Genomic DNA, 11683 nt, shown 5'->3' with positions numbered 1-11683 from the left:
GGACCCCCGCCCAGGGGTGCACCTCCCGATCATTTTCAAATCCGGCGCGCACCATGGCAAGCCGCGTGCCCAGGAAAAGAGACGCCCATCTCACTTCGGCGTCCGTTCGTCCCCCGGCCATCAACCGCCCATCGCCGGCCATCAACCGCCCATCGCCGACCCACAACCCTGCTGCGTCGCAACAAGGCACAGTCGAGTCTCGATCAACTTGATGACTTGAGAAAAATGTGTGACACGATCAACAACGAGATTGGGCGTTTGACGGCTTCTCTAAACTACCGCCATGTGGGCTCAACCACAGCGGTTGCGGTGCTGATCTACGTGACCACCTGCATGTTCACTCACTATGGGGAGGACCATGGGGTCGATCGGACACCCCTGCTGTCCGTCCAACAGCGCGCTGTGGGCGATTTTCTCGTTGGGCAAGGGGTTGGTAGCTCCGAGGGCGATGAGGCCCTTGTTGACCTCGCTAGGGCCAACGGCACTGTGGCCTATCTGGCGTCGTTGCCCGGGTGAGCTACGCGGGCGGNTTGACCTCGCTAGGGCCAACGGCACTGTGGCCTATCTGGCGTCGTTGCCCGGGTGAGCTACGCGGGCGGCCATTGGGGTGGTACTGCTTGGTGGTGGGCAAATCGGGTTTTTGCTATAAAACAGATAGCTGTCGGCACTTGTTGGATAAGCGCTGGCCGTCTTTTACACCCTGGCGTTCAACGCTGCTCTTGGGGTCTTACCTTTGCTAAAAAACAGATAGCTACCAACGCTTTATGGATAAGCGCTAGACCCCGATTTCCCTGTATTTCTTGGAGTGGTCTGCTGGCGGTGCCGTAGAGACCTGTGCTCCGTGCACATCGGCACCCCTCTTTCTCATGCACAAAATCGCCCGCCCTTTTTCGTGGGCCAAATTGGGTGCAATTTTTCAAACGGACCCCTCTTTTGCTGGGCGCCTATGCGCTCTGTTTTTTCAGGAGCCCGGTTGGAGGGGGCCAATGTCCCTGGAGGTTTTCCCCGGCAGTTTTCACAGCAACACCTCGGCGCGCAGGCCCCGCCACCTGCACCAGTCCGGCCACCTCCAGCTCGCGCAGTATCTGCTGCACGCGGCGCTCGCTGATCCTGAGCATCCCGGCGATCTCGCGGGTGCCGAACCCCTTCTCGATGAACCGAGCCACGCTGCGCTTGCGCAGGTCGTCCTCATGGTCGCGCAGGCGGGGTACGGCCAGGTGCTCGCCCGGCCATGCCTCACACAGTCGCTTGGCGGCTGGCAGACCCAGCAGGCGGACCAGCAGGTGGCCTTCCTCGGCCACGATGGGCACGTAGAGGTTGCTGCCGTCACCGAACCAGGCCACGAGACGCAGTGTCGCGCTGAAGCCGATCACGGCGCTGATGTCATCGAGGGTGGTGTTTCGCAGTTCCATGGGGGTCTTTCCGTTTCAGTCAAACCGTGTGAACGGGATGTTGTGGCCCGACAGCAAACCTTGCAGGTAATTGATGTGAGCCCGCATCACCTTGTACGGGTGCGAGGTGCCGTTCGGATGCCCTACTGGTGCCATTTGCACATTCAGATCGGCCTGACCGAGATTGTTGAAGTGCTCAATCCAAACACGTTCATGGGCATTGCGTCGTTTCTGATCAAGCAGAATTGCCGAAGCTACTTCCTCCAAAAGACATGCTTTGATGTCCCATCCGGCCAGCACCATCTGTGCCATCCAAACCTGACACGGCCGGGCATTTTTAGGGGCGATGTTGTGGTGATGGGTGTAAAGCCTTTTCTCGATACGAACGCTTGACCCCACGTACCTAATCTCACCTGACAACGGGTCTAGCAATCCGTAAACACCCGAGGTGTACGGAAAACTCGCTCTGATCACACAGTGCAATTTGTCGTGTTCAAAAATCTGCATAAAACCAATCTGCAATTTGTCTACAAGTTTCTCCGTTAGTGACGCAAGTGACGCATTTAGGTGCTTTTTCCAAAACTCTCTTTACGCATAGGTGGAAAAAGTCAAAAAAGGGCAAAATGCGTCACTTGCGTCACTCTGTAGGGCTAAAACAGGTCCGCTGAACCCTTTATGCGTAACCCAGACCTCAAGCGCACGCCGCCTGACCCCCGGATTGGCGGAAATCTCGTGTCCAACCGACGCGATAGAGCGGTGCTACTTCGGATGTAATTGAGCAATCCGCGACCGCGAGCGAACATTTCCCACGAGTCCCACAGCTCTTTTGACGACACCGTGGCCGAAGGATCAAGGTCGCAGCACTCATCCAGCCACTCGGCCAAGAGGTCCATCTGCGACCGATAGGCGTCGCGGGCCGCGAGAACGCGCTTGGGCGGCACGAGGCCGTCCTTCTGATACCGCAGGGCTGCCTTGACGATCAGCGCAAGGATGCCGGCCATTTCCAGGGCGAGTTTTTCCTTCCGTTTTCCATCCTTGGGCACGTTCGGGTCGTTCTCAAAGTTGCGCTCGAACGGCAGCATGCCCATGCGGCGCCAGATGCCGTTGTCGTTGCCCTTGATGATCGGCTTGTGGTTCGTCGGCATGTAGACCACCCATGTCGGGGTCATCTCGACGCTGTGCTTGGCATGGATGCCCCGGGCAGTGATGGTGTCGCCCCCGGTCATGCTCTTGACCATACCCTCACGCAGCTCGCCGTTTTCATCCGGCTCATTGACATAGACGAAACGAGCCCCCCGCAATCGAACAAGGTCCTCTCGCGGGCCACCCCCGCCCCCCTTATTACCATCTGCCACAAACGAAGCGGCATCGGCCGAGCGGGCGTAGCTGCCGAACGCCTGGCGCACGGCGTTGAAGATGGTGCTCTTGCCGTTGGCCCCGTTGCCGAAGGCGATGAACATGATGTCCTCGATGGGGGTGCCCATGAGCGCGTACCCGAAGGTGCGCATCACGTACTCCACCATGTCCTCGTCGCCCGAGAACACCTCGGAGATGGTGCGCTCAAACACCGGCGCCTTGGCCCGAGGGTCGAAGTCGCAGGCCGCCACCAAGGTGATGCGCAGGTCTGGGTCCGGGGGCAGCAGCGCGCCCGTGCGCAAGTCCACCACGCCGTTGCGCACGCCCAGGTAGTGGCTGTGCTTGTCCAGCTCGGCAGCCGGCACGGCGACGCGCGGATCGCTGGACGCCAGCTTGACCATGTTGCTCACCATCCTGGCCTGCTGGCTCAGGGCGCAGAACTGGAAGAACTCGGCGCGTTCCTCGTGTTCCTCGACCTCGTTGACCAGGGCGCGGATGGTCTCTTTCGCCAGATGCTCGATTTCCACGTCCACCGCGCGGCGCCAGTAGACGCCGGTCCAGATGAACCACGTTCCGACCTCGGGCACGAACATCAGGCCGTCGCCGTAGCGGTCCAGCATGCGCTCGGCGTTGCCGAACTCGGTCAAGGGCCGCTTGGCCTGCACCGTGGCCGCCCGTGGTCCCACCAGCAGGGCGCGCGCCTGCGTGATGGGCATGTTGGTCTTGGTCAGGGCCTTGTAGCGCGCCTGGAAGGCGCCAATGATCTCCGTGCGCACCAGCGGGTCGTCAGGGATCAGCAGCTTCAGCTTCTCCAGCACCTCCTTTCCGCCCAACTTCAGGCTGTCGGTCTGCGACTGGATCAGTTCCTTGGCTTCGTCCAGCGCGGCGCGGCGCCCTTCGTGGTCCTTCTCGCGCTTGGCCTGCCCGCAGATTTTCAGCAACCAGCGCAGCGTGGTGGGCGCACCGCTGCCCCCGCCGAACGAGCGCCACTTGTAGTCGTACTGCTTGGGGTCGTCCTTGCTGGAGCGTGCTCCGTACTCCTTCCACAGCGCCAGCGCGTCGGACTCATGCTCGGTGCCTGCGAACTCGTGGTGCAGGGACATGCCGACGTGTGCCCAGTGGTCGTAGGAGTCGCCGTCGTTCTCCAGGTGCGACATCCAGCGCTCAACCTCGGCGAAGGACATGCCCACACGGGCCACCAAGCTCATCAGGTCATCGGCGTCGCTGGAGCTGCGCATGGCAGGCGACTCGGCCGAGCCCACCACCGTCACACCGGGGGTGGTGCGCACCAGGCGGCTCACCTCGGCCAGCAGCGCAGCGACATGCTTCTCGGTCACGACAGGCAGGTCAGAGGCGCGCAGCGACTCCAGCCCTCCCATCAGGTCCACCCACTGGTAGTCGCGGCCGGTGTCCGGGTGCTCGTGGTAGGCTACGAACTGCTGGCCCAGGCCCAGGATTTCCACCTGCTGGTGGTTGTCCTTGCCGGACGGCTTGGTGGGGTCCGTGGGGTCGAAGAACTGCACCGAGGCGCCCTTGGCCCAGCCGGCGCTGTCTGCGCGGTAGGCCAGCAGGATGCGCGGCGCGGCCCCCACACGCTCGGCCCCATCACCGAGGTTGCGGCGGCACCAGGCGATGAGCGCAGGGCCGATGACCGGGTGGCTCACGTCGATGTCCACGCCGACGATGGGGTGCGCCCCCTGGCCGCAGAGCACACCCACCCCGTGGTCAGGGTAGCGGGTCAGGTCCTCCATGCCGAGGCGGGCCTTTTGCCAGCCAGAGATTGCTGGGCGTTTTTCGCCCTTGCGGATGGGGACGATCAGGTAGCCGTTGGCGAGCAGCGCCCGGCCATGGTTGCGAAAATGGTCGGTCATCCTTGGGGGCTTTCGGCTTTCTTCTGCTTGCTCTGCTGGCGCAAGGCGATCTCACGAGCAAGCGCTGCGGTCATGGCGCCCAGTTGTTTTACAGTGTGTTTTGGCAGTACAACCAGCTTCGTTTCTTTGGGCGTCCCGGTCTGGAACGCACTGAGCATCCCCACGAAAGCCTCAGCCATGTTCGGGTCGATTGGTGCAAGAGTGGTTCGCCCATCGACCCTGATGAAGATTGCGACCTGTTCGATGTTCATGCCGCACCGCCCTTCAGCTTGGAGACGGTTTCACGCGCCTTCGTCCAGCGCTGGCCCGCGCGCACGTAGGCGTCGTGCATCTTTTCCAGCTTGCGCTCGGCCTCGGCAATGGCCTCATCGCGCGTGGCGAACAGGCCCCCCTGGTGCAGGAGCGACGGTTTGTCGCAGTTGAAGTATCCCTTGATGGAGCCAGGATAGACACCGCAGACAGACAACTGCTTCACGTTCAGCGAAGCGGTGACGTACCAGGCGGTACAGGGGAATTTGGTAGGAGAGAACAAGGCTGGCGACCTTTCTGCAAGGCGCCGCATGGTGGAGACCTGACGGAGCGCCAGCCTGTACCCCATCCGCAAAAATGGGGGTGTCAGGCCCCCACCGTGCGGCTCTGCGGGTGACGGGGAATTCTGGCTGGCGGCGTGCAGTATATCGCGTTTGCGCAAAAACACTAAACGTTTTGCGACACTCGACACTTCAGGATGCTGGTGTACACCGGGTCGATGAACTTCGCGCCCGTGTCGGCCCCGTGCCACCAGAGGTCACCGTCCATCTGCGGGATGCAGCCGCACAGCACGCTGCCGTCGGTCAGCATGATGTCCACCGTAGTGCCGAGACCGAAACCGCCGGGTTCTACCCAACCCTCGGCCGCCTCCCGCATCAACCACCCCCGCCATGCTGCCTCGATCTGCCGGACGCCGTACTGGCCGTTCGCTTCGCGCCAGAACAGGGCCTCCCGGCTGTTCGGATCACCCTCTTCCGGGTGCGACCAGCCTCGCGCCTTCAGCCCCTGGTAGTGGGCCCAGCAGGCGTCTTCGAACTGGGGGCGGGTGTCGGTGTTGGTCATGGCGCAACCTCGCACTCAGCGCACATCGAGCAGATGACCTCCAGCGTCAGCACCTGCGTGCCGTACTTCTCGTGCATGACCACCGAGGCATCGGCGATCCGCTTGGCGAGGTCAGCGCGGCACGAGCGGCGGCTGCAGATCGACAACTGGTAGAGGTACAGACGCGACGTGCCGGCGAGCCCCGCGAATTCGTCGCGCTTGTCGTCGGTCTCCAACTGGCGCAGGACGGCCAGCAGGGGTGTCTTCGGGGTGTTCTTGCGGGCCATTAGGAAGGGTCTTTCTGTGTTTGTGCACGATGGTTCCACTTCGCGCGGACGGCCGCCTTTTGGTCTTCGGTGACGTGGCCCGGCCAGTTGGACACGACAAAGCGCACACCGCAGGGGTTACAGCAGACCGAGAAGACGTCCACTGGGTCAGGGCCGAAACCACCGCCAGGGTTGTGGCCCAGCCGTTCGGAAGGCGCACCCCCGCAGAAGGGGCAGGGTGATAAAGTTATTTCGCACATGCGCAAATTCTAGCTTATTGCGCAATCGCTCACAACCACCCATCGGCCAACGCGAAAAAACTGTTGCGTACACCTAAACTCTGCGATAGTCTTACGTCACCCCAATGAGCCCCACGGAGGTGTGCTCATACCAACCCTTTCCCAACAGGCCGCTTACCCACCGGCCCCACGGGGATCACCGCACCGCTGCGCAGCGACACGCATTGGGCCACCTGCACATGGGCGACCCGCAACTCCACCCTGGACGAGTACCCCTAGCCGTAGGCCGCGCAGATGCTCGCGCTGTCCATGTGCACCTTCTCGACCACGGCGCCTTGGGCCGTGAACGCGATGAAAACGAAGACCCAGTTCACGCAACACCTCCAGTCCAGGGGTTCACCCCACCAACAAACACCGACTTTACCGGGTAGTCCATCGGCAGATCAACGGTACGCTCACCGTCCGAGAACGGACTGTACTTCGCCACGTACCCACGAGAGGCGCGAGGCTTCGGCGCGGGCCGAGGCGCGTTCTGCCCGGGGCCCAGCACCCACACGGCGGCGGGTGCCGACTTCTCCGTCGAGCGCTCCCATGCGGTGATGTGCGCCAGGTCATCCTTGTGCAAGGCCCACAGCGCGGCACGAGAACCGCCGTCGGCGATGTCACTACGCCGCTCGATCTCCGCGCACGAGCCCCGGCCGATGCGCTCCAAGGTGCTGACGACGGCTTTTCGCACGGCGCCTTTTGCCGCGATGGTCATTGGGCGCCCCCTTGCTTGCGGGCTGCGCGAGTCACCCAGCGGGGCTCCAGCGCGCTTCCGTTTAGTGCGTTCCACTGGCGATAGAACCCTTCGACTTGGTGTTTCAGCAGTGGGTTGTTGTCGTTGTCCGCTTGGGTTTCTGCTTCACCCAAAAGCACCCAGAATGAGTGCAGCACGTTGTCGCGCTCGGAAAACCACCGCGCCGCATCCTCCAGCACGCTGTCTGCCTTGTCCTTCTCCGCGCAGCGCGCAAGAATCATCGCCTGCAGTTCAGGGCTTCCAAAGCTGGACGGCTGGCTGTCTGCCGGGGGTGCTGGCTGGGGTGCGGCGGCGACAACGGCGCGTTGAACTGCCTTGCCGATGGCTGCTGCCCAATTCGTAGTGCCTCTGGTGCAACGACCTGACAGCGCTTCATCAGCCTGCATCACAACCTTCATCAGCGCGAGACTGTCCAGCGGCCCCGTTACTGCTCCAGCGGCTGGTGCCGTCACGCTGTCTGCCGGGGCACGGGATGCGCTCAGTGGCTTGAGGTATCCAGCGCGTGATTCGTGGAGCTTTTGCAGCGCCGCGTTGGGGTCGTCTGCATTTGCTGCGTTCCACCCAGCGGAAACACCGGCGAGGTATTGGCTATCGGCCATGGCGTCAGCAACCTCAGCTGGCACTGGCTGGCTGTTTGCCTGGGCGGCTGGGGTGGGCGCTGCGGCGAGTTGCTCCAAGACAGCCAACGTCGCCATTGCATCGATTGCACTCTCCTTTTTCGGCCAGCCATCATCGAAGAAATACTGGCTATTGATGCGGTGGTCGGCCATGGCGTTGAGGTATCGGCGCGCTTTCTCCACCGGATCCGCTGTGGAGCCGTCCGAGAACTTTATCGTCTCGACAGGCCCCGCAACTGCGCCAGCGGCTGGTGCCGCCAACTCGCCAGAATCCTCCGCGACGATCACCGCGCCGCGCAGCACGCGCCTCGCAGCGCGCATGCGGTCATCGGCAGGCTCGCCGATCAACTCGATGGCCTGCCGGATGGCTCGCACCGCCGCACTAAGCGTCGTGAAGTCGGTGGTGGCTGGTGCCGCCTGTGCCGTGGGGGCGGCCAGGGTAGCGTTGTGGGCCATCACGATTTCAGTGACCGCACCGGATTCGACATTCCGCCCAAGGTACGAGACAAGGCCACGGCCTTCCTTGTTCACGATGCTCCAGCCCTCGTAGCCATCTTTGCCGCCAGAGCCGTACCAGCGCTCAATCCACGCCCCTGCGGCTGGTGCCGCCTGTGCCGTGGCGGTTTCTGGGTAGGGCCAGTCCTTCAAATGCTCGACGGCTTCGGCCACCGTCTTGTCAATCGCACTGCCGGGTTGGTAGCCAATCTTCTCCTTTGCTCTCAAGAACAGGCCGATCATCGTGCTCAGTAGAGCGTGCGTCTTGGTGTTCGTCGCCCCGGCTGGTGCTTGCCCATTTGCCAATCGCAACACCGCTTCCACGATTTTTTCGGCGCCGATGGTGTCCCATGCCGTGGATTGCAGCCCTATGGCGTCTTCAACCTGTTCGACCGTGATGCGGGAGGCTGGTGCTTGCCCATGGTATGCGCGAATTGCCGCGCGCCACCCGTAAAGCACATAAGCGGCAGAGCCGCAGTCGTCGCTTGCGCTGCCAGAGCTGTCGCGTGCTTTGCGTGCTTTGCGTACTATGGCTCGCAGTTCATCTGGCGTGGGCTCAGGCAGCTCCGCATAGGCCCCGCCCTTTGGTGCTGCTGGTCTGTCGTGTTCTTCATTCGTCATGATCAATCTCTCCATTTTGTAAACGGCCGACCGGCTTTTTCCCAAGCGCAATCGACCGCAATTTCCAGTAACTCGTCGGCGGTGATCCCCTCCTGACGAGCGGCGATGCGGACAGCGCTCATGGCGTTCTGCTCGCAGTACGGTGAGCCAGGGCGGTGGGGATACCAGTAACCCCCGCAGTTGCAGACGCGGTGCCCGGTCTCACGCAGGTGCTTCGTGAACAGGTCGAACGACTTGCGTCGGGTTCGACATTCAGGGCAGCGTAGGATCAACGCCACACGTCCCCGTTTGCCCGAACAAACGCGACCGCGAGGTCTCCATCCCAACGTTTTTTGCGCATCAGACAGGTCAACAACCGAATGCGGACCTCTGTCACCCGTTCGATGGTGGCGACAACGGCGCGCACCGCAGCAGGTGGGTGTTCGGTCACACGGCGACACGCAGCCAAGCGTTCGTGCGTCGTGCTTTTCATTTGCAACCCCCGCAGAAGAACATCCGGTTGCGCCACACCCCGCCCGTCCGGTTGCGGTCGGTGAGGCACTTCACACAGAACGCCTTGGCGTAGTAGGTGCTGGTGGGTGGGATAGTCATGTGCCTTCCCCGTGAAGAAACTCGAAGTCACGCGCGTCCTTGAGTGCGGCCAACGCCTCCTTTGCCTCAGCGAACTCAGGGCTGCTTTTTCCGAAATCCCGCTTGGCCGACCGCTTTTCCACCTTGGCTTCACGAATGGCTTCATCAAATTCGTCCATCGTCATAACGTGTCCTCCAGGCTGACCATCGAACTCTCGGCCCGACGCCGCGCACGCATGCGCGCCATCGTCTCGGCGGCTGTCCACCGGCGCCCGGGGCGCGGCAGGTCGGGTTCGGTGCCCCACTGGAACACCGGCACGATGCGGCGACCCCGCACGTCGTCGTTCCATGCGCAGATGCGCACCACACCCAGCTCGCGCATCTGCTTGACCCAGCGGGCCACCGACTCTTTTGCCAGGCCGGAGACCAGCACCAGGTCGTCGTAGGTGTGCCCCTTGGCCTTCAGCGCGGTCTGCATGCGCAGGGTGATCTTGGCGTTGTTGCGGCGGGGGGCGGTCATGGGTAGGCCCTCGCAGTGCAGCCGAACGTGAGCTTGCTGCCAAACGTTCCGTGTTCGAACACCGTGGTCAGCTCGCCGTTGTTCTTCTTGCAGAACTCGTTGATAGCTTCCATGGCTTTGATCTTGTCCTCAGAGCAGCCGGCCAGTGCCAGGGCGAGCAGCAGGATAGTGGTGGTGCGGGCGGTCATGGGCGCAACACCTTGGCTTCGACGCAGCGCGTCCCCTTCCGCAGAGATTCATTTGAAAACGGGATGGATTTGCGCACATGCTCGCACTGCTCAACGGTGGGGAATCGTTCGACCACGGTCGCCTCATGTCCGTAGTACCCGCCAACGGTGATCAGGAGCCAGAGAGTTACCGTCTCCATCACACACCCTCCTTCTTCAAGAACGCCGTCAGCCGCTTGATGCGGTCGCCGTTGTACTCGGCGATGCGGCGGGCGTAGTCCGCGCTGGACTGAGCCGCCAGGAGTTGGCGCTGGGCTTCTTCCAGCTCGCGCTGGGCCAGTTCCTTGGGGGAGGGTTTGCGGAAAGGGTTTAGGAATTTCATGGGGTGCTTTCAGTTGGAACGGAGAGGTTTGTCTTTGGCGGCACGATCAGGCGAGCAGGTGTGCATAGTCTTTGAACAGGCGCGATTCCCAGTCGGTTTCGCCAAGGCATGCGCGCTGGATGAAGGCCCAGCTCGGCACGTCCTCGCGGTCGATTTCGCGGCACCAGATAGGCATACCGAGCACGCGGGTGACGCGCTCAAGCACCTGAAAACCGGTGCAGTCGCTGCGCGTCCACCGGCGCACGCGGTGGGTGGTGGCGATGATCTTCACGATCAGGCCGTCACACCGTTGATCCGAAGAAACTCGCGGCGCTCGGCGATGCTCTTGATGCCGGCGGCCTTGCGGAGCATCGCTGCTTTGCCCAAGTCTTCGCAGTAGCGGTGGGTTTGGCCGAGGACGATCCAGGTGTGCAGGGAGTCCTGCGCGTCGATCTCCAGCTTGATGGCGGCCATTTCGAGCCACTTGGTGCTGACGGTGAGTTTGCGGGTCATCTGGTGCTTTCGTTGGTTTGTCGTTACTGACAACTGAACTTTACCGACAAGTGTGAACAACGACAAGTTTTTTCGCAAAAGGTCACAAACTTTTGTCGGGTATTACGCAAACGCGAAATTTCGCATACACTTCAGTCCGCTCACCGAGCAACTTAAATTTTCAAACTGGAGCACTCATGAACATCGAAGACCGCCTGGAATCCATCGACACATCGCTGAAGACCCTTGTCACCATCCTGCAGAGCGCAGGCACCATCACCGCCGTGGCCGGCGCCCCTGAAGCCGCTGCTGCAGCGCCTACCGCAGAGACCAAGAAGCCCCGCACCAAGAAGACCGACGAGCCTGCCACCAAGGCCGACCTTGTGGACGGCGACCCCGAGGGCACGCGCTACTGGGTGAGCGAAGAAACACAGACCGCCTACGCCCAGAAGCCCGGCGACCCAGACCCCAAGGATCAGTCCTTCAAGATTGAGTCCTCGGCCCAGTACCTTGCCAAGAAGGCAGAGTTCGCAAAAAAGGCCCAAGACGCGGCTGCTGCAGCGGCGTCCCAAGCCAGTGCTACTTCCGCGCCTTCTGCAACAGCCCAACAGGACACTGCCTCGGCCGCGACTTCGGACGCTGACTGGGACACGGTGTTCCGCGCCATCAAGGAACTGTCCACGGCGCCCAGCGGCGGTCGTGAGGCGGTGCTTGGCGTGCTCAAGCACTTCGGCTGCGAGGGCAAGACCGTCCCCGCGCTGAAGGACCTGAACAAGAACGCCGAAATCTTGGCGCACGTGCAGGGCCTGCTGGCACCGGCTGCGGACGCTGATTTGGGCCTGTAAAT

General features: G+C 62.2%; 18 protein-coding genes. 2 read left to right on the top strand and 16 right to left on the bottom strand.

Annotated features, from left to right (window positions below):
- Positions 1–944: 944 nt before the first annotated feature.
- From I6F45_RS19550 to I6F45_RS19505, 10 genes are all read right to left on the bottom strand, one after another.
- Entirely contained in the window at positions 945–1412 is a 468-nt protein-coding gene (locus tag I6F45_RS19550; RefSeq protein ID WP_114488601.1) for a hypothetical protein, read from the bottom strand.
- Positions 1413–1427: 15 nt separating this feature from the next.
- Entirely contained in the window at positions 1428–1898 is a 471-nt protein-coding gene (locus I6F45_RS19545; protein ID WP_147273793.1) for a GIY-YIG nuclease family protein, read from the bottom strand.
- A 143-nt stretch (positions 1899–2041) separates the two neighbouring features.
- Positions 2042–4618, bottom strand: coding sequence for a phage/plasmid primase, P4 family (locus I6F45_RS19540; protein WP_114488603.1), 2577 nt, complete (start codon positions 4616–4618; stop codon positions 2042–2044).
- A complete protein-coding gene (locus I6F45_RS19535; protein ID WP_114488604.1) occupies positions 4615–4869 on the bottom strand; it encodes a hypothetical protein in 255 nt (84 codons plus the stop codon). Before I6F45_RS19535 ends, I6F45_RS19540 begins: the two co-directional genes overlap by 4 nt.
- Positions 4866–5150, bottom strand: a complete 285-nt coding sequence (locus tag I6F45_RS19530; protein ID WP_147273794.1) for a hypothetical protein — start codon at positions 5148–5150, stop codon at positions 4866–4868. The genes I6F45_RS19535 and I6F45_RS19530 overlap by 4 nt, the downstream gene beginning before the upstream one ends.
- 164 nt (positions 5151–5314) lie before the next feature.
- Entirely contained in the window at positions 5315–5710 is a 396-nt protein-coding gene (locus I6F45_RS19525) for a hypothetical protein (RefSeq protein WP_114488606.1), read from the bottom strand.
- On the bottom strand, positions 5707–5976 hold the full coding sequence (locus tag I6F45_RS19520) for a hypothetical protein (protein ID WP_114488607.1): 270 nt from the start codon (positions 5974–5976) through the stop codon (positions 5707–5709). Before I6F45_RS19520 ends, I6F45_RS19525 begins: the two co-directional genes overlap by 4 nt.
- Complete coding sequence (locus tag I6F45_RS21635; protein WP_114488608.1) at positions 5976–6215, bottom strand: Lar family restriction alleviation protein; 240 nt, start codon at positions 6213–6215, stop codon at positions 5976–5978. The genes I6F45_RS19520 and I6F45_RS21635 overlap by 1 nt, the downstream gene beginning before the upstream one ends.
- A gap of 349 nt (positions 6216–6564) precedes the next feature.
- Positions 6565–6954, bottom strand: a complete 390-nt coding sequence (locus I6F45_RS19510) for a hypothetical protein (protein WP_114488609.1) — start codon at positions 6952–6954, stop codon at positions 6565–6567.
- Positions 6951–8726, bottom strand: a complete 1776-nt coding sequence (locus I6F45_RS19505) for a hypothetical protein (RefSeq protein ID WP_114488610.1) — start codon at positions 8724–8726, stop codon at positions 6951–6953. Before I6F45_RS19505 ends, I6F45_RS19510 begins: the two co-directional genes overlap by 4 nt.
- Positions 8727–9140: 414 nt before the next feature.
- Between I6F45_RS19505 and I6F45_RS19500 the strand changes: the two genes are divergently transcribed.
- Positions 9141–9332 carry a hypothetical protein gene (locus I6F45_RS19500; RefSeq protein WP_197099293.1) on the top strand — a complete coding sequence of 64 codons (192 nt, stop codon included), beginning with the start codon at positions 9141–9143 and terminating at the stop codon, positions 9330–9332.
- On the opposite strand, the gene I6F45_RS19495 is transcribed toward I6F45_RS19500, so the two are convergent.
- From I6F45_RS19495 to I6F45_RS19470, 6 genes are all read right to left on the bottom strand, one after another.
- Entirely contained in the window at positions 9314–9481 is a 168-nt protein-coding gene (locus tag I6F45_RS19495; protein WP_181870836.1) for a hypothetical protein, read from the bottom strand. The genes I6F45_RS19500 and I6F45_RS19495 overlap by 19 nt on opposite strands.
- Positions 9478–9816, bottom strand: a complete 339-nt coding sequence (locus tag I6F45_RS19490) for a hypothetical protein (RefSeq protein WP_197099292.1) — start codon at positions 9814–9816, stop codon at positions 9478–9480. Before I6F45_RS19490 ends, I6F45_RS19495 begins: the two co-directional genes overlap by 4 nt.
- Positions 9813–10004 carry a hypothetical protein gene (locus I6F45_RS19485; protein ID WP_114488346.1) on the bottom strand — a complete coding sequence of 64 codons (192 nt, stop codon included), beginning with the start codon at positions 10002–10004 and terminating at the stop codon, positions 9813–9815. The genes I6F45_RS19490 and I6F45_RS19485 overlap by 4 nt, the downstream gene beginning before the upstream one ends.
- Positions 10005–10182: 178 nt before the next feature.
- On the bottom strand, positions 10183–10365 hold the full coding sequence (locus I6F45_RS19480; protein ID WP_114488344.1) for a hypothetical protein: 183 nt from the start codon (positions 10363–10365) through the stop codon (positions 10183–10185).
- A 46-nt stretch (positions 10366–10411) separates the two neighbouring features.
- On the bottom strand, positions 10412–10636 hold the full coding sequence (locus I6F45_RS19475; RefSeq protein WP_114488343.1) for a hypothetical protein: 225 nt from the start codon (positions 10634–10636) through the stop codon (positions 10412–10414).
- 2 nt (positions 10637–10638) lie between these two features.
- Positions 10639–10857, bottom strand: coding sequence for a hypothetical protein (locus I6F45_RS19470; protein ID WP_114488342.1), 219 nt, complete (start codon positions 10855–10857; stop codon positions 10639–10641).
- Positions 10858–11033: 176 nt separating this feature from the next.
- On the opposite strand from I6F45_RS19470, the gene I6F45_RS19465 reads away from it, so the two are divergent.
- The gene (locus I6F45_RS19465) at positions 11034–11681 is read left to right on the top strand and encodes a hypothetical protein (RefSeq protein ID WP_114488341.1); all 648 of its coding nucleotides are present in this window, start codon (positions 11034–11036) and stop codon (positions 11679–11681) included.
- The last annotated feature ends 2 nt before the right edge of the window (positions 11682–11683 follow it).

The sequence above is a fragment of the Pseudoalteromonas sp. SWYJZ19 genome, assembly GCF_015864375.1.
Taxonomy (GTDB): Bacteria; Pseudomonadota; Gammaproteobacteria; order Enterobacterales; family Alteromonadaceae; genus Pseudoalteromonas; species Pseudoalteromonas arctica.
Note: the sequence above shows the minus strand (reverse complement) of the source record. Positions and strands in the feature narration are given on the sequence as shown.

Bases quoted from the DNA above. Each gene is read 5' to 3' on its own strand.
- I6F45_RS19510 (WP_114488609.1), bottom strand. From the start codon at position 6,954: ATGACCATCGCGGCAAAAGGCGCCGTGCGAAAAGCCGTCGTCAGCACC.
- I6F45_RS19525 (WP_114488606.1), bottom strand. From the start codon at position 5,710: ATGACCAACACCGACACCCGCCCCCAGTTCGAAGACGCCTGCTGGGCC.
- I6F45_RS19550 (WP_114488601.1), bottom strand. From the start codon at position 1,412: ATGGAACTGCGAAACACCACCCTCGATGACATCAGCGCCGTGATCGGC.
- I6F45_RS19495 (WP_181870836.1), bottom strand. From the start codon at position 9,481: ATGACGATGGACGAATTTGATGAAGCCATTCGTGAAGCCAAGGTGGAA.
- I6F45_RS19470 (WP_114488342.1), bottom strand. From the start codon at position 10,857: ATGACCCGCAAACTCACCGTCAGCACCAAGTGGCTCGAAATGGCCGCC.
- I6F45_RS19520 (WP_114488607.1), bottom strand. From the start codon at position 5,976: ATGGCCCGCAAGAACACCCCGAAGACACCCCTGCTGGCCGTCCTGCGC.
- I6F45_RS19490 (WP_197099292.1), bottom strand. From the start codon at position 9,816: ATGACCGCCCCCCGCCGCAACAACGCCAAGATCACCCTGCGCATGCAG.
- I6F45_RS19485 (WP_114488346.1), bottom strand. From the start codon at position 10,004: ATGACCGCCCGCACCACCACTATCCTGCTGCTCGCCCTGGCACTGGCC.
- I6F45_RS19535 (WP_114488604.1), bottom strand. From the start codon at position 4,869: ATGAACATCGAACAGGTCGCAATCTTCATCAGGGTCGATGGGCGAACC.
- I6F45_RS19505 (WP_114488610.1), bottom strand. From the start codon at position 8,726: ATGACGAATGAAGAACACGACAGACCAGCAGCACCAAAGGGCGGGGCC.
- I6F45_RS19480 (WP_114488344.1), bottom strand. From the start codon at position 10,365: ATGAAATTCCTAAACCCTTTCCGCAAACCCTCCCCCAAGGAACTGGCC.
- I6F45_RS19540 (WP_114488603.1), bottom strand. From the start codon at position 4,618: ATGACCGACCATTTTCGCAACCATGGCCGGGCGCTGCTCGCCAACGGC.
- I6F45_RS19465 (WP_114488341.1), top strand. From the start codon at position 11,034: ATGAACATCGAAGACCGCCTGGAATCCATCGACACATCGCTGAAGACC.
- I6F45_RS19545 (WP_147273793.1), bottom strand. From the start codon at position 1,898: ATGCAGATTTTTGAACACGACAAATTGCACTGTGTGATCAGAGCGAGT.
- I6F45_RS21635 (WP_114488608.1), bottom strand. From the start codon at position 6,215: ATGTGCGAAATAACTTTATCACCCTGCCCCTTCTGCGGGGGTGCGCCT.